Genomic DNA, 20,810 nt, shown 5'->3' with positions numbered 1-20,810 from the left:
GAGTAGTCGACTACCCGTGAAACCGGCCCCGGACCGGACGATGATCGAGATCGGTCAATCACCGCCGATAGCGTCATGCCGCGGTGCCGATCTCGGCGCTGGTGTCGCTATGGCTTTGCGGGCTTGGATGCAAAGTTGCTTGTGAGGGCGATCGACCTGCTAGACAAGGATCACCGGCGGTATGGGAGTCGCCGTGGCGGGCGGTATCGCCGCTCAGGTGTTTCGGGGCGACCGGCCGGTGAGAGGAGGAGCGATGTCCATCCGACGGAACGTCGTTGCGATAGCGGGGTGCGGCGATGGAAGCCGGTGAGGCCGGTCGGGTGCCGACCAATTCGTTGATCAGTCCGATGGCGGTGCAGACGCCAGAGCAGCTGACGCCTCAGCAGGCGACGATGACGGTGACGCATGTCGACGACGACACGAAGGTCACCACACGCATGGTCCTCCTCGAGTTGCGGTTCAACCCCGGAGACAACGCGAAGGCTGTGAACGATCGGTTCCGAAACCTGTGGCGGACCGTGTTTTCGGGGCCCACGGCACCGCCCGCGCCGACGTTGGTGGCCCGACACTACTGGCGATGCGTGCTGACCACCGATCAGATGCGGGCCCTGGCCGCCGCCGACGTTGCGGCCGCGGAAAGCCGCTCACCGCACGGAGTCCCGTCGATCTACCGCATCTGGCCCGACTATGTGCTGCGGGGCCACCTGGACCGCTCGGTCACCACGGTCAAAGCCGATGCCGCCGTGCGCACCTACGGCTGCGCCGGCAACGGCATCGTGTGGGCGGTGCTGGATTCCGGCATCGACGCCCGGCATCCGCACTTCGCCCGCTACGGCAACCTCACCGACCCGCTGGTAAAGCAGTGGCACCGCGACTTCACCATCGGCAACACCACACGCGGTGGGCCGTTGACCGACGTGCACGGGCATGGCACACACATTGCCGGCATCATCGCCGGCGTGGCGCCCGACCACGACGAACTGCTGATCGCATCCAATGAACCGACCGATCAAGACCTGCCGCGGTGGGCCCTGCGCACCCTGGACCCGGGAACCGTGTTGAGCGGGGTGGCCCCGCAGGCCAAGCTGGTCAGCCTGAAAGTGCTTGACGACGACGGAAATACGGTGTCCAGCGCGGTGCTCGACGCGATCGACTGGGTGCGCCGCGTCAACTCCGGCGGCCGCAGCATCCAAATCCACGGTGTGAATCTTTCGCTGGGTTCGGATTGGCCGCCCTCGGACTGCGCGGCCGGTCAAAGCCCGATCTGCCGAGAGCTCGATCTGCTCGCCGCCACCGGGGTGGCGGTCGTGGTGAGTGCGGGCAACGCCGGTGCGGCCGGAACGCTGAGCGGACCCAGCAACGATGTCCGGGGCCAACTGTCCACTATCACCGACCCGGGCAACGCCGCCTCGGCGATCACGGTGGGCTCGGTGCATCGCTACAAGCCGCACACCTACGGCGTCAGCTTCGATTCCTCCAAAGGCCCGACGCTGGATGGGCGAAAGAAGCCGGACCTGGTGGCTCCCGGTGAGCGCATTACCTCGGCCGCGACAGGTTCGTTCGTTGCCGGCGTGGACGTTCTGGAGCCGCACAACCCCAAGCACCTGGCCCGCTACCGCGAAGACAGCGGAACATCGATGGCCGCCGCGCACGTGTCGGGGGCGATCGCGGCGTTCATGTCGGCCCGCACCGAATACATCGGACAGCCGCAACTGATCAAGCAACTACTCATGGACAGCGCCACCGATTTGGGCCGCCACGAGTTCTACCAGGGCGCCGGTCTGATCGACCTCATGCGCGCCCTGTCCAACGTCTAGCCGAAGCCGAGGTTCAACGCCATGACAACCATCCACGGATTGCCTTACTACGAAGTCGATTTCAACGCCGACGGCAGCCTCAACACAGCCACCGGCGCCGGTGCCGGCGGCCTGCCGGAGGTGATCGCCGCCGGCGGCATCACCGACCTGTTCGTGTTCTCTCACGGATGGAACAACGGCGTCGACTCCGCCCGCGACCTGTACGCGGCGATGTTCGGGCTGCTCGCAGACCAGCTGGGGGCCCGGACCGCCACCAGCGCCGCAGCCGGAATCATCTGGCCCTCATTGCTATTCCCCGACGACGATCCCGTCACCGCCAAGCCGGTACCATCCACCGGCGCCGAACTGGCGACCGCCCTGAGTCCGGCTTTCCCCGAGCAACAGCAGGACCTGACCACGATGGGCGCGCTGCTGGACCAAAAGCCGCAGGACCCGGACAAGCTGAGCCAATTCCACACGCTGGCCGGCGCTTTGGTGACAACGCAGTCGAACGCGGTGGAGGACCTCGGCGAAAACGCGTTCCTCCAGGATCCCACTGCCACCGTGCTGTCCTACGCCGGCGCGATGGCGCCGAAGGCCGCGAGCGGCGCCATGGGCGGCGCCAATCCGTTCACGACCATGTGGTCGGGAGCCCGGGAGGTGTTGCGCACCCTGAGCTATTACGAGATGAAAAACCGGGCCGGTGTGGTCGGTCAACAGGGGTTGGGCCCACTGCTGGCCGACCTGGCACAGCGTGACGCCACGCTGCGGATTCATTTGATGGGCCACAGCTTTGGCGCGCGGCTGGTGTCCTACGCGTTGGCCGGCCTCGGCGACGGGCATACCGGCGAAAACAGTCCGGTGAAGTCGCTGACCCTGATCCAGGGCGCGTTCTCCCACTTCAGCTTCGCCGACACCCTGCCGTTCGACCCGGGCCGCTCCGGTGCCCTATCCGGCTATGGCGACCGGGTCGACGGTCCGTTGCTGTCGACGTTCACCGCCGCCGACCGCGCCGTCGGATGGTGGTATCCGACGGCGAGCATGCTCAGCCGCCAAGACAGCGAGTCCGCGGCCGACCTGACCTACCGGTGGGGAGCGATGGGCCACGACGGATATCAGCGCGACCCCGCCCCCATCAAGGTGCCACTGGCGCCAGTGGGCTCACGATACGGGTTTGAGTCCGGCAAGTTCTACGCGCTGGACAGCAACCAGATCATCTGCGCCAACCAGTCGGCGTTCAGCGGCGCGCACAGTGACATCCGCCATCCCGAGGTGCTCTGGGCGGTCCTGGATGCCGCCGGTCTGTCCGCCTGAGAGCCCGAACCGAGTAGCGCACTACGCTATCGACCGAAGTGCGGGTGCGGACAGCATCGAGGGCAACCAGCACGCCAACCGCTGGCGAATTGCAAGCCCCGAAAGGCGACAGCCGTGCCCGCAACCATCGTTTTCGACCAGCAGGTCACCTTCGTCACCGATCCGGTAAATCCCTGCGCTGGCGGCGATTTCACCGTCTTCTGGCAGGAAAAGAATGTCGGCGCCGACACCTCCACCGACTACCAGGACATCTTCGACCTCGATGATCAGGGCAGCGGCGACAGCCAATCACTGTCGTGCGATCCGCTGCTGCCTGGGCAGAGCGCGATGCGGTCGCTGACGTTCAACCTGCCCGCGGGCGACTATCGGATGAGCCTGGTTATCAATGGATCCGGCCCGATCGATCTGGGCAACGTCATCGTCGGCGAATGCTCGGTCGCCGCGCAGCCCTAGTTCACCGGCACGACATCCGACGACGCCGGCCACGCCTCACTTTCAGTTCACCCACCAGGAGTATTCATGACCAGTTCTGAAACCACCGCCGCCGCAACACCGATCGACCAGATCCGGACGCTGGCATTTCACAACGAATCGATCGGCATGGGATTCAACAGCCATACCGGCCAGGCCGTGGGCACCGCCCTGCAAGGTTTCACCGTCGGCGCCGATCCGGCCGCCTCCGGTCAGGAAGTAACTGCGGAGATCACCATCGTCAACTCGCAGGAAGAACTCATGGACAAGATGTCGATGTCCTTTTCTCTGCAAGGCCGCTACGAGTTCTTCTCAGCCTCAGCCAAAGCCAGCTTCTCCGAGCAAACCAACATCAACTCGACCTCGACGTTCCTACTTGCTCGATGCGTGGTGAAGAATCCGTTGACCCGCGGCCAAAACTTCGTTGTCAAACCGGATGCCGCAGCTTTGCTGAACACGAGTGAGGGTGAAGATACCTTCACCCGCGCGTTCGGCGACAGCTTCGTGCGCGGCCTGCAGACCGGAGGCGAGTTCTACGCGGTCATCCGCATCACCTCCCAGTCGACGGTGACCCAGACGAACCTGGCGACCTCACTGAACGCCGCGGCCGACATGCTGGTCGCCTCGGCGGACTTCAAAGCACAGTTCAACACCGCCAACACCAGCGCCGCGACCCGATCGGAATACACCGCGACGATGTATCAACGCGCCGGGAGCGGAGAGACCATCTCCCCGACGGTCACCATCGACGAGATTGCCGCGCGCTACCACCAATTCCCGCAGATCGCCAAGGACAACCCGGTCGCGTTCGAAACCGAGGTGGCCACCTACGACACGCTGCCCCTGCCCCTGCCTACTCCCGAGGAGCGCGACGACTTCCGGGCCGCCCTCGCCGACGCCCGCGACCACAAGATGCGCTACATCCAATCCCGCAACGACGCAGATTTCGCCCGGACGAACCCCCAATTCTTCACCGGCCTTCCTCCCAACGCCGTGCTGGCCGCCGCGTCGGCGAGTTACACCGCGCTGATCAACGCGGTGATCGACCACGCGGTGCGGCTGTCGAAGGGCCAATTCGACTCGCCCCAATTTTTCGACCCGCAGAAATGCACACCGCCGCTGACCGAGCCGCAGCCCATCATCTTCACCCGTGCCCCGGCACCGCCGGCGCCGGTGACCCCGCCGGGCCCGGGCTGGAAGACGAGCACGATCGACACCAAGGGCGCGATGTTCCCCGTCGACGCCTATGTCAGCCCCAACGGTGTCGTGGTGGACAACCAGGGCCGGATGACGGTGCTGCCGGTTAACGGCCAGGCCCTGTCGACCGTCTCCGGGGCCAGCTTCCATCCGGGCGGCTTCGCCAACCAGATCACCGAACTCGACGCCACCGACGACGGGCTGCTGGCCGTCGATGTGAACGGCGCGCTCACCGTCGTGTGGGCGCCGCGCGGGCAGTCACCGAACCAGATCGCCCAGCTCGGCGGGGGCGGGTTCGCGCCCGGCGGTCACGTCACCCGCCCGTTCGTCTCGGTGTGCCTGACCGTGAACGCCGACGGTGTGCTCAAGGTGATCTGGTTGCCGGCGGCCCAGCCGTTCGGCCAGGCCACCATCCAGGCGGTCGCCGGGGCGAAGTTCGTCGCCGGCCAGCCGATGACCATGCCGATGGAGGTCGCCGCCGGCACCTTGTCGACACTGGCCATCGACGCAAACGGAACCCTGATGGAGGTTGTGATCAGCGAAACCCCGGCGCCGCCGTCCGTGCGTCCGGTTGTCGGCGCGCCGGCATTCCCGCCGGGCGCCCGAATCAGCAAGCCGACCGTCTTCGATGTTCAGACCGCCTTCTGTGTGGACACCCAGGGCCGATTGACCGGCATCTTCCGCGCGCCCAACCAGGGCTGGGCGACCCAGCCGGTGACCCCGCCGGGTGCCTATGCCCAGGGCGCATTCATCAGCGACCTGGCAGGGGTGACTTTCCGGCCGCCCGGTGCCCCGCAGCCGGTGCTCGCGCCGCTGAGGAGTGCCTTCGCCGTCAACGCCGCCGGTGCGCTCACGGTGATCTCGATGCGGGCCAAGACCGAGTTCGACTCCCCGCGAATCGACGTGCTCGCGGGGGCGAGCTTCCCCACGACCGCTCGGCCCGTGGCTGCGCTGGCCAGCAACAACAGTGAGGTGGTCGGCTTCGCCGTCGACAACGACGGCCGCGTCATGCAGTACACCTTCAGCGGCCAAACCCAATCCTGGGAACTGTCACCTATTTCGGAGGCCCTGTTCCCGCCCGGCGGCGCCGTGAGCGACCATTTCGGCTTTCCTAACCAGTGCGTCGTCATCGACAAGGATGGCCTGGCCCACGTCATCGCCTTCCAGTGAACGGGCGAGGATCGCAACGACATCCGGCCACTCCGCGAAATCTGAAGCCCGAAAACACGAAAGCGCGGTAGCCGTCGACCGGCTACTCGCGCAATATTCGGGCGACGGGAATTCGCTACAGGATTCGGTGGCTCGCCCTGCCTACCTGGTATCCCATCGGGAAGGACTTCTCGATGACCTGCAGCTGGTGATCCACCCTGGACTCCAGCTCGAGCACCACGCAGCTATCGCTGAAGGATTTCGATTCGAGAACTATGTACCGCTGACCACAATCGGTGATCGGGTCGCCCGAGTGCAAGTTCTCGACCGACACCGACTCCGGAGTTACATCTGCCTCCATTCCTGACACGTTAGGTCAATTCCGCAAGTGAGGGAATAGACCGTTACGTGCGGTCGGCTTGGCGCTGACCCGCGCCGAGCGTAACGCCACGGCGAACAAACCGGCAGAATGTCGCCGTGACGTTACATTCGCGGGCACGGTCGTTGGTGTTCGTCCACGCCGATCGGACACTGAGCGAACACGTGCCCGCGCCACCCGACGCCGTCCGCGGCTTCTACGTGGATCTGGACAACATCAAGCTGGTGCATCCGCTGATCGTGTCCGTGGAAACGGTGTCCCGCAGCGAAACCCCCGACGGCTATCAGCAGGCCTACCGCGTCGTCGACCGGATCCCATTGGGGCCGTTCACCATTCGCACCGGGTATCACGCCCGGCTGCGGGTGCCCGTCAGCGGCGACGTGCTGACCGAGGCCGACCAGTCACCCGGGGTCCGGTTGCGCGGCACGGTGAGTTTCGATCCGGTCGACGGCGGCACCCGGATCACCGAGCGGATTTCGATCACCGCCCCGCGGCTGTTGGCCGGGGTGACCATCCGCGAAGCGGTCAAGGCGCACGTCAAGATGCTTGCCGGCATCCGCGGGCACTTCGAGTCCGGTTGAGCCGCTGGGACGAGTCCGCGCCCGTGGTCATACGCCGGCGAAATCGATGACGCCGCGAATGTTGCGGCCCTCGCGCAGGTCTGCCATCGCCTCGTTGATCTGGTCGAGCCGATAGTGGCGGGTGACCAACTCGTCGAGTTTCACCGCGCCGGCCTGATACAGCGACAACAGCATCGGCACGCTGGTGCGCGGATTCATCCCGCCGTACAGCGCGCCGCGCAGTTGTTTGGCCGACAGCGTCATCTCCTGCAGCACCAGCGGAACCGGCGGTTCGGTGAACGGGGTGATGCCGGTGAGCACGCAGACCCCGCCCTTGCGCAGCAGCGCCATCGCCAGCGGCAGCAAGTCGACATGCACCACGCCGGGGCAGACGACGACGCGGTCCGCCATCAGCCCCGCGGTGATCTCGTTGACCAGCGGTATCGCGTCCTGCGCGGAGGCGGCGGTGTGGGTGGCGCCGAAGATCTTGGCCGAATCCCGCTTGGAGTCAACCGGATCCACCGCGACGACGTACTTCGCACCCACGGCGCGCGCCCCTTGCAGGGCGTTCATCCCGACACCACCGGCGCCGAGGACGACGACGGTGTCGCCCGGTTCGGTGCCCGCCGAGACCGTCGCGGAGCCCCAGCCGGTGCTGACCCCGCACGAGACGAGCGAAGCGGCATGGAACGGGATCGCGTCGTCGATCTTGATGACCGACCTCTCCGAGAGCACCGCATATTCGGCGAACGTGCCGAGTTGCCCGTAGGCCAGCAAGTCTTCGTCGCCCAGGTGCCGCCGGCAGGTTCCGTCGGTCGGCATCTCCCGGACGAACAGGCTCGCCCCGATGTCGCAGATGTAGCTCTGGCCGTTCACGCAGAAGCGGCAACTGCCGCACGCCGGAATGAACGAAAGCGCCACATGGTCCCCCGGCCGCACCGACGTCACGCCGGACCCCACCTCTTCGACGACACCGGCACCCTCGTGCCCGCCGAGCAGCGGGAACCAGTCCGGCGCCGGCTGGCCGCTGGCGGCGATCGCCTCGGCCGTCGGGACCACGTCGCCGGTGAACAGATGGTCGTCGGAGTGGCAGATTCCGGCGACAGCCATCCGGACCATGACTTCACCCGCGTGCGGCGGGTCCAGCTCGATCTCGCGGATCTCCCAATCCTGGCCGACCCCGCGGATGACAGCGGCACGACATTTCATTTGCGACCTCCCTTTCGTGGCGTGGCGGGGCTCAGCGCGCCAGGCTCGCCCGTAGTTCACGCTTGAGCACCTTGCCGTAGCTGTTCTTCGGTAACTCGTCGACGAATTCGTAACGCTTGGGCCGTTTGAAGCGGGCGATGCGCTCCAGCAGATGGGCGTCCAGCGCCGCGGGTTCGACCGCGCCGACGATGAACGCCACCACCACCTCACCCCACTCCTCGTCGGGGGTGCCCACCACGCACGCCTCGGCGACGCCGGGATGCTCGAGCAGCACCTCCTCGACCTCCCGCGGGTAGATGTTGCTGCCGCCGCTGATGACGACGTCCTTCGACCGATCCCGCAGGGTGAGGTAACCGCGCCCATCGAACGAACCCATATCGCCGGTGTAGAGCCAGCCGTCGTTGAGCGCGCTGCGGGTCGCCTCGTCGTTGTGCCAGTATCCGGACATGACCGCGTCGCCGCGGCAGACGATTTCGCCGATCTCGCCGACGGGCGCCGGGCTGCCGTCGGCGCGCAGCACCGCGACCTCCATGCCCGACCGCGCATACCCGACCGATCCCAGGATCGCGTCGTCGTCCGACTCGTGATCGGCGCGGCGCAGTCCGGTGATGGTCATCGGTGATTCGCCCTGCCCGTAGATCTGCGCGAAGATCGGACCGAATGCCGTGATCGCCTTGCGCAGGCTTTCGACGTACATGGGTCCGCCGCCGTAGACGATCGTCCGCAGATTGGCCGGGCGGCCGCGGCCCGTATCCACCAGCCGTTGCACCATCGTCGGCGCCAGGAACGCGCTGGCGCCCGGGTGGTGTGCGCAGAGGTCGAGGAACTCGTCGGGATCGAATGCGCCCGAGGCGGGCAGGATTTGCCGCGCACCGCGCAGCGTGTACGGCAGGATGTAAAGTCCCGAGCCGTGCGACATCGGCGCGGCATGCACCAGGCTGCAGTTCTCGTCCGGATCGTCGATGTCGGCGAGGTGGGCGACCGTCATCGCCGTGAGGTTGCGGTGCGAGAGCATCGCCCCCTTCGACCGGCCGGTGGTTCCGCTGGTGTAGAACAGCCACGCCAGCGCCGAGGGGTCCGTGCGCGGCGGCCGCGCCGGGGCGACGACGAACCGCCGCGAATAGTCCTCGGAATCAAGGATTTCCGTGGGCGCCGCGGTCATCGGGGCGAGCTCGGCACCGATGGCCGACGACGCGAATACCCTAGCGGCGCCGGCGTCCTCGAGGATCTGCGCCATCTCGCGCGGGTGCAGCTTGTAGTTGATCGGGACGACGACACATTCGGCCGCCCAGATCGCGAACATCAGCTCGACGATCTCGGGGCGGTTGTGGGCCGCGATCGCGACACGAGCGCCCGCGCCGTGCTGCCCGCGGATCGACGCGGCCAGCCGTAACGCCCGGTCCCGCAACTCGATCCAGGTGCACACCCGGCGTTCCCCGACGTACAGCGCGCCGCGGTCGGGGAACCGGCTCGCGGCCTGGTCGAGCATGGCGAACAGATTCATTGCTCGGTCCACCGCGACGACAGCCCGAACTCGGAGAGGTACTTCGTCGAGCTCCAGCCGCCGTCGACGACGATCGTCTGGCCGTTGATGAAACTGCCACCCGACGAACACAGAAAGGCGACCGTGCTGGCGATGTCGTCGATGCGGCCCAACCGCTGATGCGGCGTCATCTCGGTGTTGATCTTGCGGAATCGCTCGTCCTCCAAGCGCTTCTCCACCATCGGCGTCACCGTCACCCCGGGGGCGACGGCGTTGCAGCGAATGCCGGACGCGCCGTACTGACAGGCGATGTGGGTGGTCAGCGCGGTCAGGCCGCCCTTGGCGGCCGAATACGCGCCGCCGCGCAGGCCGCCGACGACGGCGAAGGTCGAGGTGACGTTGATGATCGCCGACCCGGGTCCCATGTGTGGCAACACGTCGCGCGCCAGCCGAAACGGTGCCCGCAGCATCAAACCCAGGAAGTAGTCCAGGGTTTCGTCGTCGGTCTCGTGCAGCGGCTTGGGGCTACCGACTCCGGCGTTGTTGATCAGGAAGTCGATGTGGCCCCACCGGTCGACCGCGAGGTCCACGATGCGGCCCGGCGCGTCGTCGTCGGTCAGGTCGACCGCCAGCGTTGCGACGCGATCCGGATCACCGACCGCCCTTGCCAGTTCGGCCAGCCGACCTTCGTCGCGGCCGGTGCCGAGGACCGCCATGCCCATCTCGGCGAGCTTCGTCGCGCACCCCAAGCCGATACCGCTGCTCGCGCCAGTGACGATTGCGACCTGCATCTCACCCATCCTTCGTCAACTCCTGCGCCAAGGCCGCGCGGATCCGATGCTTGAGAACCTTGCCCGCGTCGTTCTTCGGCAGGGCATCCCAGATCACGACCTGTTCGGGCGCCTTGAATTTGGCGACGCCCTTGCTCACCAACAGCGCAAGCAAACTCGCGACATCCGGGGTCGCCACACCGGTGGGAACGATCACCGCACAGGCCCGCTCTCCGGTACGGTCGTCGGGCAGCCCGACGACCGCGATCTCGGCGATGCCCGGATGGTCGGCGAGCAGGTCCTCGACCTCCTTGGCCGAAATGTTTTCGCCGCTGCGGATGATGACGTCCTTGGCGCGGCCGGTCACCACCAGGTACTCGTCTTGCGAACCGGATGAGACCCAGCGTCCGAGATCGCCGGTGCGGAAAAAGCCTGCGGCATCGAAAGATTCGGCGCCATCCTCGGGATGAAGATAACCGTGCAGCATCTGCGGGCCGCGCACACAGATCTCCCCGTCACCGGTGGGCGCGGTCTCATGGGCGACGAGCTTGATCTCGGCGATCCCGGGCCGGCCGTCGGTGTCCGCCGCGGCACCGGCCTCGTCGGGCCGGGGAGCACCGACGGTCGCGACGGGCACTTCCGTGCAGCCGTACACCCGGGTGATCACCGCGCGATCGAAATACCCTGCGGCGCGGCGGATCAACGACGGCGACACCGACGCGCCGCCGCAGATGAACACCTTCAGGTCCGGCAGACGGGTGCCGGCGCGCTCGGCGGCCGACAGCAGCTGCTGCAGAAACGGCGTCGCACCGGCCATGTGGGTACACCGCTGCGAGTCCATCAGCGTGACCGCCTCCGCGGCGTTCCACCGGTCCATCAACACCGCGGTGGTGCCCAGCAGCAGTGGGCATTCGAAGGCGTATATCGAGCCGCCGATGTGGGCGACCGGCGATGGCACCAGGAAGGTGTCACCCGGCGCGATCATCCAATGTTCGCGGATCTGGCAGATCAGCGCGTGCATTGAGTTATGGGTGTGCAGCACGCCTTTAGGGCGACTCGTGGTGCCCGACGTGTAGAGCACCATGCGCACGGAGTCGGGATCCAGCGCCGGCAGCGCAGCGGCGTCGGAGGGCGGCTGCTGCAGCAGTGACCCGTACGGTGTGTGCGGACCGGCGTCACCGCGCAGCACCACCACCTCCGGCGCGCTGCTCATTGGCGTCGTCACGCGTTCGATCATCGCCGCGTAGTCGTGGCCGCCGTAGTTTTGCGGGACGAAAAGCAGTGCGGTGCCGGCATCGTCGAGGATGAAGCGCAGGTCGTGGTCGCGCAGCGACGGCAGGATCGGGTTCACCACCATCCCGGCGAGGGTTGCGCCCAGGTAGATGACGGCGGACTCGTGCCAGTTCGGCAGCATGAACGACACGACGCTGCCCGTCGGCATGCGCGCCGACAGGGCGACCGCGAGCGCGTTGGCCTGGGCGTAGAGCGTGGCGCAGTCCACCCGAGTATCGCCGTCCACCAAGGTGATTCGCCGGGGAGAGGCCTGGGCGGCCGCGCGCAGCGCGTCAGCCAGCGTGGTGTGCACCCATAAGCCGCGCCGGTATGCCTCCGACGCATAGGGCGCGTGGGCCCTCACCGCGGCCTCATCCGGGGCGGCCTATTCATCGACGCGACGCATGGTCATCGCGTACCGAAACCTCGACGACAGGTGGGTGTTGATCGTCACCTGGGCCACCTCACCGTCGGAGGTCGTGTAGGTGCGCCGCATCTGCAGCGCGGCCGTCCCCGCTTCCGCACCGAGTCCGTCGGCCAGTTCGGGTGACAGCAGGACGGCGGCGATCTCCTGGTGCAACTGGGCGACGCTCACGCCGAACAGATCCTCGATCAACGGAAAGATCGGGCCGACGTGGCGCTGCAGCAGCCTGCCGACGGCGGCGAAACTGCGGTTGATGTAGTACTCCGTTCGGCACATCGGCACCGACGCGCCGTCGGCCTGCCGATAACCGCGCACCGACAACCACTGGGAGCCGGCCTCGAGACCGGTGCGAGCGGCGAGCTCGTCATCGATCGTCACCATCGCGTTGGATTCGATGGTCAGTTGCGCGCCGGCAGCGAACGCGAGCAGGTCGTCGATCGACAGCGCGTCCTGGGCATAGGAACTCGACGCCGGCCGGGGTACCACCCGGGTGCCCGCCCTCGGCCGGGATGCGACCAGATTGTCCTCGCGCAGCCGGCGCAGTGCCTCGCGGATGGTGTAGCGGCTCACCGCGAAGCGCTCGCACAGCTGGTGTTCGGTGGGCAATTGCGACCCCACCGGGTAGACGCCGTCGACGATCTCCTTGCGCAGCGTGCGCGCGATCTGGAGGTAGCGGTGGTCGCCGGCCACGGCCTGGGGCATCAGGGACCGCCCGGGGTCGGGCGCAAGGCCAGCACGCTGCCGTCGCCGTCGGCCGAGACGTACAGCGTCCCGTCGCCCGCGGCGGTGATGCCGGCGAACGGGCCCTGCGGCCCGGAGAACGGCGGCATCCCGCGCAGCGGTTTGGGCGTCACACCCGGCGGGGGACCAACCGGCAGACCGGATGCGATGGTTCGCCGCGCGTTGGTGCTCAGGTCGAACGCGACCAGCTCCTTGGCGCCGGCGTCGACGACGTAGAGCACTTCTCCGCGGACCAGAATGCCCTGGGGCCGTCGCAGATCGGCGACGACCGTGTCGGGGCTCGAGCCGTTCACCCGCACCACCCGGCCGGCTCCGGCCTCCGCCACCAGGGCGGACCCGTCCGCGCCGATCGCGACGCCGACCGGGTCGCGCAGCCCGGTCGCCAGCACCTCGACGCCGCCGGACTTCCATGACAGCACCCGCCCGGTGCCCAGCTCGGCGAACACCACACCGCCCGGGCTCAGGGCCACACCGTAGAGCTGGTCGAAACCGTCTGCGAGCACATCCGTTTCGTTGGCCTCCGGCCGATACCGGCCGACTTGGCCGCCGGAGGTCGTCACGACGAACTCACCGGGCCCGCTCGCCGCAATGCCGCGCAGGAATCCGGGGTATCCGGGGCTGAACAACATCCCGGCGGTGTGCAGGGACCCGTCGGGCAGGGCGACGTAGAAGTACGTGCCGTCGGCGATGTAGAGCTGCCCGTCGTGGCCCACCGCCAGATCAAGCGGCCAGTTGAGGCCGCCCGCCAGTACGGATTGCGTTGTGCCGTCCGGTGATATCTCGGTGATCTCGCCGGTGAAGTTGGAAACGAACAACCGATCGCCGACGAAGGTGCAGTTGTCCAGCCCCGGGTTCAGCTGGGCGATCAGGCGCTGTTCGCCGCTGCGCGGATCGATGCGCTGCACCTGTCCGGTTGCCACCTGCGTCGAGACGATGTGGCCCTGGGTGTCGAACTTGACCGAATCGGGCACACCGAGACCGGTTGCCACGCATTGCGGTTCGCCCCCGTCGGGGTCGACGCGCCAGATTTCGTTGGCCCCCATCACCGGGAAGTACAGCAGCCCGTCCGGGCCGACCTCCATCGCGTTCGGTGAGGGCACGTTCTCCAAGAGCACCCGTGGTGGCCCGCCAGCCAGGTCGAATTCCAGCAGCCGTCCGCCTTCACGGCATTCACCGATGAACAACCGGTCCCGATAAAAGGTGATCCCGTTGGCCGACGGCACGTCGTCGCGCAGGACGCGCGTTCGGCCGCCGGTGTCGCGCACGCTGACCCGGCCGTCCATCACCTCGGTGGCGTAGAGGTTGCCGGCGGCGTCGAACGCGACGTCGTCGGGCGCCACGATGTCGCCGCCCTTGGGGCTGGCGGTCACCAGTTCCCCGGTGCGGTGGTCCAGCGCGCTGATCTGGCTGCCGGTCACCTGGGCGATGTAGATGCGACCGTCCGGGCCGGTGCGCAGACCGTTGGCTCCGAAGAGCCGGCTGGGCGCGGTGACCCGTTCGAGCTCCCAGCCCTCGGCGACGTCGATGCGATGCGCCACTGGGTACCGCGATGGCTGCGTTGAGATGGGCATGGCTCGCCGAGGTCCTTCCGTCAGCCGTTTGGCTGGACGCTATCAATTCCTCCTAGTCCAGACAATAGCCGCCAAAGCGCGGCGAACCGACCTTGACAGCGAAGTCCACCGATCGGAATAGTGTTCTCCAACGGGCAGAATGGGATATTTTGTCCGGACAAAAGGTTACCGATGCCGCCGTGGGTGACGCGACGCCAGGCGGCAGGGGAAAGCAGGTCATGGCCAATCACGGGGATCTCCTAGGACTCGACGGGCGCGTCGTCGTGGTTTCCGGCGCCGGTGGCGGTGGCATCGGCACGACCGTCACGGCCATGACCGCCCGGGCCGGGGCCACCGTGATCGCGGTGAGCCGGTCGAAGGAAAACCTCGACGAACACATCGCCCCGCTGGCACAGCAGGGCCTGCCCGTGCTGCCCCTCGCCGCCGACGCGTCGACCGACGAGGGCATCGCCGCGGTGCTCGACCACGCGCGCCGTGCCGGCGGCGACCTGTACGGGCTGGTCAATGTCGCCGGCGGCGCCGAGCCGTCGACGTGGATGCCGTCCACCCGGGTGGCGCGCGGTGACTGGCGCAAGATCTTCGCCGACAACCTCGAAACGGCCTTCTTCATGAGCCAGGCCGTGGCGGGCGAGCTCGTCGCGCGGCACCAGCCGGGATCGATCGTGTCGATCTCCTCGATCAGCGGCATGAACACCGCGCCGTTCCACATCGCCTACGGCACGGCCAAGGCCGCGATTGTGGCGATGACCCGCACGATGGCACTCGAGTTGGCGGTGGCTGGCATTCGGGTCAATGCCGTCGCGCCCGGCGTCACCGAGACGGCGGCCTCGCGCACGTACGTCGACGAGGATCCCGATCGCGACCGGCAGGCGATCGCAATGGGCCGCCGCGGCCGGCCCGAAGAGCAGGCCGGCGCCATCCTGTTCCTGCTCTCGAAGATGTCGAGCTACATCACCGGCCAGACGCTGCTCGTCGACGGCGGGCTGGACCTCAAGTGGAGCCACCTCGGCGCAGACAACACTTCGCTATTCCTCAAGGACGAATCCTTCCGCGCGGCAATCAGGAGGATGTGATGACCGATCTGGCCAAGGGCGCGAATCCCGAAGCGCCCGAGGAACTCTCGGCACCGATGACCATCGGCGTGGAGGCCTACATCTCCGAGGACTACGCCCGCGCCGAGCGGGACAAGCTGTGGCGCAAGGTATGGCAGCAGGTGGGCCGGGTCGAGGAGCTGCCGGAGGTGGGTAGCTACTTGACCTACGACATCCTCGACGATTCGATCATCGTGGTCCGCACCGGCGCAGCAGAATTCCACGCCCACCACAACGTGTGCATGCACCGCGGCCGCCGGCTGATCGACACCCCCGACGGCGCCAAGAACGCCTGCGCGCGTACCCGAAAGTCGTTCGTCTGCGGCTTCCACGGCTGGACCTACGGCCTGGACGGCGCGTGCACCCATATTCGCGAACAGCAGGACTGGCAGGGCACGCTCACCCCCGACAACACCCACCTGCGTCCGGTGCGGGTCGATACCTGGGGTGGCTGGTTGTGGATCAACATGGACCCCGACTGCGAGCCGCTCGCCGATTTCCTGTTCCCCGCCGCGAAGATCCTCGACCCGTTCGGGCTGGAGAACATGCGCTACAAGTGGCGCAAGTGGCTCTCGTTCGATTGCAACTGGAAGGTCGCGCTGGAGGCCTTCAACGAGACCTACCACGTCTACACCACACATCCCGAGTTCAACAGGTTCGGCGAGTTCAAGGGGTGGGCGAAAGCCCAAGGCAAGCACAGCCACATCGGCTATGACGCGCCCGAGGACATGGAGGCCACCAAGTCCAAGATCCGGCTCGGCATCGGCGCCGATCCCCGCGTGTCGACCGCCGAGATGCAGGTGTACACGATGGAGGAAACCAACGCCACCACCACCCAGACGCTGGTGAACGCCGCCAAGCGACTGGTCGACGAGCTGCCCGAGGGGACACCGGCCGACAAGGTCCTCGAGCACTGGCTGGCCTCGGCGCGCCGCGACGACGAGGCCCGCGGCGTGATCTGGCCGACGATCCCCGCCGACATCCTGGGGCAGGCCGGGACCGCATGGCAGATCTTCCCGAACTTCCAGATCGGCCAGGGCCTGACCAGCGCGCTGTGCTACGGCGCGCGACCGCATCCCAGCTACAACCCGGACAAGTGCATCTTCGAGGTGTCGGTCTTCGAGCTGTACCCCAAAGGCCAAGAGCCGCAGACGGAATGGGAATACACTCCGGTCGGGGACCCCAGGTGGCGATCGGTGCTGCCGCAGGACTTCTCCAACATGGCCGCCGTGCAGCAGGGCATGAAGTCTTTTGCCTTCCCCGGCACCAAGCCCAACCCGTACCGCGAGCGCAGCACGGTCAATCTGCACTACCAGTTGTCCAGGTACATGGGCACCGGTGAGCCCCGAGAGCTTTCAGACAAGGAGCGCCCCCAGGCATGACCCCTGAGATGGAAAAGCACCAAGACGGTTGCGGGCCCACCCAGACACCCGAGGACGTCGACATCGACGCGCTGCGCGAGAAGTACGCCTGGGAGCGCGAAAAGCGGCTGCGCAAGGAAGGTTCCAAGCAGTACATCGAGTTGGAGGACGACTTCGCCGGCTACTACGAAGTCGACCCGTACACACCCGTGTCCCCGCGCGAGCCGATTCGCGAGGACATCGACGTCGCGGTGCTGGGCGGTGGCTTCGGGGGCCTGCTGTCGGCGGCCTACCTCAAGAAAGCGGGCGTCGACGACGTCCGCGTCATCGAACTCGGCGGCGACTTCGGCGGCGTCTGGTACTGGAACCGTTACCCCGGCATCCAGTGCGACAACGAATCATACTGCTACATACCACTTCTCGAAGAGCTAGACTTCATGCCGTCGAAGAAATTCGCTGACGGCGCCGAGATCTACCAGCACTGCCGCAACATCGGCAAGCACTTCGGCCTCTACGATTCGGCGATCTTCTCCACCCAGGTCCGCGACCTGCGGTGGGACGAAGAGATCAAGCGCTGGCGGATCAGCACCAACCGCGACGACGACATCCGCGCCCGCTTCGTCGTGCTGGCCTCGGGCCCGTTCCACCGCCCGAAGCTGCCCGGCATTCCCGGGATCAAGGACTTCAAGGGCCATGCGTTCCACTCGTCGCGGTGGGACTACGACTACACGGGCGGCGACACCAGCGGCAACCTGCACAAGCTCGCCGACAAGAAGGTCGCCGTGATCGGCACCGGCGCCACCGCGATCCAGATCGTCCCGTTCCTGGCGCGAGACGCCCAGCATCTCTACGTTTTCCAGCGCACCCCCTCGACGGTCGACGAGCGCAACAACGCGCCCACCGACCCGGAATGGGTGAAGACCCTGCGGCCGGGCTGGCAGCGGGAGCGCCAGCGCAACTTCCACTCCTGGACGTTCGAGGGCATGGCGCTGGGCCAGCCGGATCTGGTGTGCGACTTCTGGACCGAGCTCGGACGCAACACCGCCGCCCGGGTGCTCGCCCTGCCCGACCCCGCGGCCATGACGCCCGAGCAGTTCATGGCGATTCGGGAGGAAGAGGATTACAAATTGATGGAGCGGCTGCGCCGCCGCATCGACGCGCTGGTCGAGGATCCGCAGACCGCCGAGGCGCTCAAGCCCTATTACCGATTCCTGTGCAAGCGGCCGCTGTCCAACGACGAGTACCTGCCAATGTTCAACCGGCCCAACGTCACCCTCGTCGACGTCTCCGATTCCAAAGGCGTGGAACGCATTACCGAAAAGGGCTTGGTGGCCAACGGTATCGAGTACGAGGTCGACTGCATCATCTACGCGAGCGGCTTTGAGATCACCACCGAGATCAGCCGCCGCTACTCGATCGAGGCCATCCAGGGACGGGACGGGCTGTCGCTGTTCGACTACTGGAGAGACGGCTACAAGACGCTGCACGGGATGACCAGCCGAGGATTCCCCAACCAGTTCTATACCGGCTTCACCCAGGTCGGCATCTCCGCCAACATCGCGGCCAACTACGAGCTGCAGGGCGAGCACATCGCGTACATCATCGCCGAGGCGCTGAAGCGCGGAGCTACCACCGTGGAACCCAGCCAAGCGGCGCAGGAGCAGTGGTGCGCGACGATCCGGGAAACCGCGATCGACAATTCGGCGTTCGACGCCCAGTGCACGCCCGGCTATTACAACAACGAAGGCGGTGGCGGGGGCGAGGGGATCCGGTCGCACCTGGGCGAACCGTACGGCCCCGGCTTCTACGCGTTCGAGGACCTGTTGCGGGTCTGGCGCGACAAGGGGGAGCTGGAAGGGTTGGTGCTCGGCGCTTGACCGAAACCGTTGCGCCCCAACTTCGATTCGACGACCGCGTCGCCGTGGTGACCGGCGCGGCCCGCGGGCTGGGCCGTGCGTACGCGCAGCTGCTCGCCTCGCGGGGGGCCAAGGTGGTCGTCAACGACGCCGGCGGCGGCCTCGACGGCGAGGGCGCCGACGCCGGCCCGGCCGAGCAGGTGGTCGGGGAGATCACCGCGGCCGGCGGCGAGGCGGTCGCCTGCGGCGCCTCGGTGGCGACCCGCGACGGCGGCCAGGAGATCATAGCGACCGCGCTCGAGCACTACGGACGCATCGACATATTGATCCACAACGCCGGTAACGTCCGCCGTGGCTCGCTCAAACAGATGAGCTACGACGACTTCGACGCCGTGCTCGACGTGCACCTGCGCGGCGCGTTTCACGTTGTGCGGCCCGCCTTTCCGCTCATGTGCGACGCGGGCTACGGCCGCGTCGTGCTGACGTCGTCGATCGGGGGGCTGTACGGGAACCACGACGTGGCCAACTACGCGGCGGCCAAGGCCGGCGTGATCGGGCTGGCCAATGTCGTCGCGCTGGAGGGTGCCGCGGAGGGGGTGCGGTGCAACGTGATCGTGCCGGCCGCGGTGACGCGCATGGCCGAGGGCATCGACACATCGGCCTATCCGCCGATGGGCGCGGAACTCGTTGCGCCGGTGGTGGGATGGCTTGCGCACGAGTCTTGTTCGGTAACCGGTGAACTGTTCATCGCGCTGGCGGGTCGGGTGGCGCGGGCGGTGATCGCCGAGAGCCCGGGAGTGTGCCGTCCGGCCTGGAGCATCGAAGAGGTCGGCGCCCACCTGGACGCGATCCGATACGCCGAGGCACCGCTGATTTTCCCGGTCGTCCCCGACGGACACAACGAGCACATCCGCTACAGCTTCGAGCTGGCTCAGAGGTTAACCGATCAAGGAGCGCTCAATGGCTAGCCCGACCGGCCCGATGGCGGGGCTGCGCGTCATCGACCTCACCGCGATGGTGATGGGGCCGTACTGCACGCAGATCATGGCCGACATGGGCGCCGACGTCATCAAAGTCGAACCCCCGCAGGGTGATAACACCCGCTACATCTCGGTGGGCCCCGCCCCGGGCATGAGCGGGGTGTTCGTCAACGTCAACCGGGGCAAGCGCAGCGTGGTGCTGGACCTGCAAACCGACGCCGGCGCCGTCAAGCTGCGCGCCCTGGTCGAGACGGCCGACGTGTTCATCCACTCGATGCGGGCCAAGGCGATCGCCAAGCTCGGCTTCGGCTACGACGACGTCGCCGCGATCAATCCCGCTGTCGTCTATACCAATTGCTACGGGTACGGGCGCCGCGGACCCGATCGCGACCGGCCCGCCTACGACGACACCATCCAGGCCGAATGCGGCCTGCCCGCGGTGCAACAACAGTTGACCGGCGAGGCCGACTACGTCGGCACCATCATGGCCGACAAGATCGCCGGGCTGACGGCGCTGTACGCGACGACGATGGCGTTGTTCCATCGCGAACGCACCGGGCAGGGGCAAGAAGTCGAGGTCGCCATGTTCGAAACCATGGCCTCGTTCATGCTCGTCGAACACGCCAACGGCGCCCTGTTCGACCCTCCGCTCGGGCCGGCGGTGTATCCGCGCACCGTGGCGCCCAATCGCCGCCCGTACCGCACCAGCGACGGCCATATCGCCGCGTTGATCTACAACGACAAGCACTGGAACGCGTTCATGAAAGCCGTTCAGCCACCGTGGGCCAGCGAGCTGTATGCCACGCTGGAGCAACGCGCCCGCGAGATCGACACCGTCTACGGGCTGGTGGCCGAGACGATGAAGGAGCGGACCACCGCGGAGTGGCTGGCGCTGTTTCGTGAACTCGAGATACCGGCCGCGCCACTGAACACGCCGGAAGCGCTGTTCGACGACCCGCATCTGAACGCCGTCGGCATGTTCGAGACGGTGGACGGCCCGCACGGGCCGGTGCGGTTCCCGGGGGTGCCCACCTGGTTCTCGCAGACACCGGGCCGGGTCGCGGGGCCGGCTCCGGACCTCGGCGCACACACCGCAGAAGTGCTCGCCGAGCTGGGCTTGGCCGTGGACGCGAACCCGGCATAACGCTTACCAACGAAATATCTTGTCAGCGAAGGAGTTTCCAAC

17 protein-coding genes are annotated in these 20,810 nt (G+C 67.1%); 10 read left to right on the top strand and 7 right to left on the bottom strand.

Features of this window, described 5'->3' with window-relative positions; translation table 11 throughout:
- Positions 1-296 precede the first annotated feature (296 nt).
- From A5622_RS09085 to A5622_RS09070, 4 genes are all read left to right on the top strand, one after another.
- The gene (locus A5622_RS09085; RefSeq protein ID WP_231997950.1) at positions 297-1,817 is read left to right on the top strand and encodes a S8 family peptidase; all 1,521 of its coding nucleotides are present in this window, start codon (positions 297-299) and stop codon (positions 1,815-1,817) included.
- Positions 1,818-1,838: 21 nt separating this feature from the next.
- Positions 1,839-3,110, top strand: a complete 1,272-nt coding sequence (locus A5622_RS09080; RefSeq protein ID WP_066877981.1) for a serine/threonine protein kinase — start codon at positions 1,839-1,841, stop codon at positions 3,108-3,110.
- Positions 3,111-3,224: 114 nt separating this feature from the next.
- The gene (locus A5622_RS09075; RefSeq protein WP_066877979.1) at positions 3,225-3,563 is read left to right on the top strand and encodes a hypothetical protein; all 339 of its coding nucleotides are present in this window, start codon (positions 3,225-3,227) and stop codon (positions 3,561-3,563) included.
- 66 nt (positions 3,564-3,629) lie between these two features.
- Positions 3,630-5,948 carry a hypothetical protein gene (locus A5622_RS09070; RefSeq protein ID WP_066871325.1) on the top strand — a complete coding sequence of 773 codons (2,319 nt, stop codon included), beginning with the start codon at positions 3,630-3,632 and terminating at the stop codon, positions 5,946-5,948.
- A 115-nt stretch (positions 5,949-6,063) separates the two neighbouring features.
- On the opposite strand, the gene A5622_RS09065 is transcribed toward A5622_RS09070, so the two are convergent.
- Positions 6,064-6,288, bottom strand: a complete 225-nt coding sequence (locus A5622_RS09065) for a hypothetical protein (protein ID WP_066877977.1) — start codon at positions 6,286-6,288, stop codon at positions 6,064-6,066.
- A 116-nt stretch (positions 6,289-6,404) separates the two neighbouring features.
- On the opposite strand from A5622_RS09065, the gene A5622_RS09060 reads away from it, so the two are divergent.
- Positions 6,405-6,887, top strand: coding sequence for an SRPBCC family protein (locus A5622_RS09060; protein WP_066877975.1), 483 nt, complete (start codon positions 6,405-6,407; stop codon positions 6,885-6,887).
- Positions 6,888-6,914: 27 nt separating this feature from the next.
- Here A5622_RS09060 and A5622_RS09055 read toward each other — a convergent pair whose 3' ends face one another.
- From A5622_RS09055 to A5622_RS09030, 6 genes are read right to left on the bottom strand one after another with little or no spacing between them, the layout of a single operon-like run.
- On the bottom strand, positions 6,915-8,075 hold the full coding sequence (locus A5622_RS09055) for an NDMA-dependent alcohol dehydrogenase (RefSeq protein ID WP_066871316.1): 1,161 nt from the start codon (positions 8,073-8,075) through the stop codon (positions 6,915-6,917).
- 31 nt (positions 8,076-8,106) lie between these two features.
- Positions 8,107-9,579, bottom strand: a complete 1,473-nt coding sequence (locus A5622_RS09050; RefSeq protein WP_197499411.1) for a long-chain fatty acid--CoA ligase — start codon at positions 9,577-9,579, stop codon at positions 8,107-8,109.
- The gene (locus A5622_RS09045; protein ID WP_082972061.1) at positions 9,576-10,358 is read right to left on the bottom strand and encodes an SDR family NAD(P)-dependent oxidoreductase; all 783 of its coding nucleotides are present in this window, start codon (positions 10,356-10,358) and stop codon (positions 9,576-9,578) included. Before A5622_RS09045 ends, A5622_RS09050 begins: the two co-directional genes overlap by 4 nt.
- Positions 10,351-11,964 (bottom strand): AMP-binding protein, encoded by a 1,614-nt coding sequence (locus A5622_RS09040; protein WP_066877972.1) that lies wholly within the window; start codon positions 11,962-11,964, stop codon positions 10,351-10,353. The genes A5622_RS09045 and A5622_RS09040 overlap by 8 nt, the downstream gene beginning before the upstream one ends.
- Positions 11,965-11,985: 21 nt before the next feature.
- A complete protein-coding gene (locus tag A5622_RS09035) occupies positions 11,986-12,726 on the bottom strand; it encodes a GntR family transcriptional regulator (protein WP_066865372.1) in 741 nt (246 codons plus the stop codon).
- Entirely contained in the window at positions 12,726-14,336 is a 1,611-nt protein-coding gene (locus tag A5622_RS09030) for an SMP-30/gluconolactonase/LRE family protein (RefSeq protein ID WP_066877968.1), read from the bottom strand. Before A5622_RS09030 ends, A5622_RS09035 begins: the two co-directional genes overlap by 1 nt.
- 218 nt (positions 14,337-14,554) lie before the next feature.
- Here A5622_RS09030 and A5622_RS09025 point away from each other — a divergent pair, with 218 nt between their 5' ends.
- From A5622_RS09025 to A5622_RS09005, 5 genes are read left to right on the top strand one after another with little or no spacing between them, the layout of a single operon-like run.
- Entirely contained in the window at positions 14,555-15,409 is an 855-nt protein-coding gene (locus A5622_RS09025; protein WP_066877966.1) for an SDR family NAD(P)-dependent oxidoreductase, read from the top strand.
- On the top strand, positions 15,409-16,809 hold the full coding sequence (locus A5622_RS09020; RefSeq protein WP_066865366.1) for an SRPBCC family protein: 1,401 nt from the start codon (positions 15,409-15,411) through the stop codon (positions 16,807-16,809). The genes A5622_RS09025 and A5622_RS09020 overlap by 1 nt, the downstream gene beginning before the upstream one ends.
- Positions 16,810-16,817: 8 nt before the next feature.
- Positions 16,818-18,665, top strand: coding sequence for an NAD(P)/FAD-dependent oxidoreductase (locus A5622_RS09015; protein ID WP_066877963.1), 1,848 nt, complete (start codon positions 16,818-16,820; stop codon positions 18,663-18,665).
- Complete coding sequence (locus A5622_RS09010) at positions 18,662-19,612, top strand: SDR family NAD(P)-dependent oxidoreductase (protein WP_066865361.1); 951 nt, start codon at positions 18,662-18,664, stop codon at positions 19,610-19,612. The genes A5622_RS09015 and A5622_RS09010 overlap by 4 nt, the downstream gene beginning before the upstream one ends.
- A gap of 13 nt (positions 19,613-19,625) precedes the next feature.
- Positions 19,626-20,768: a CaiB/BaiF CoA-transferase family protein gene (locus tag A5622_RS09005; RefSeq protein WP_066877961.1), complete on the top strand. Its 1,143-nt coding sequence runs from the start codon at positions 19,626-19,628 to the stop codon at positions 20,766-20,768.
- Positions 20,769-20,810 lie beyond the last annotated feature (42 nt).

The sequence above is a fragment of the Mycobacterium sp. 1245801.1 genome, from assembly GCF_001673055.1.
Lineage (GTDB): Bacteria > Actinomycetota > Actinomycetes > Mycobacteriales > Mycobacteriaceae > Mycobacterium > Mycobacterium europaeum_A.
Note: the sequence above shows the minus strand (reverse complement) of the source record. Positions and strands in the feature narration are given on the sequence as shown.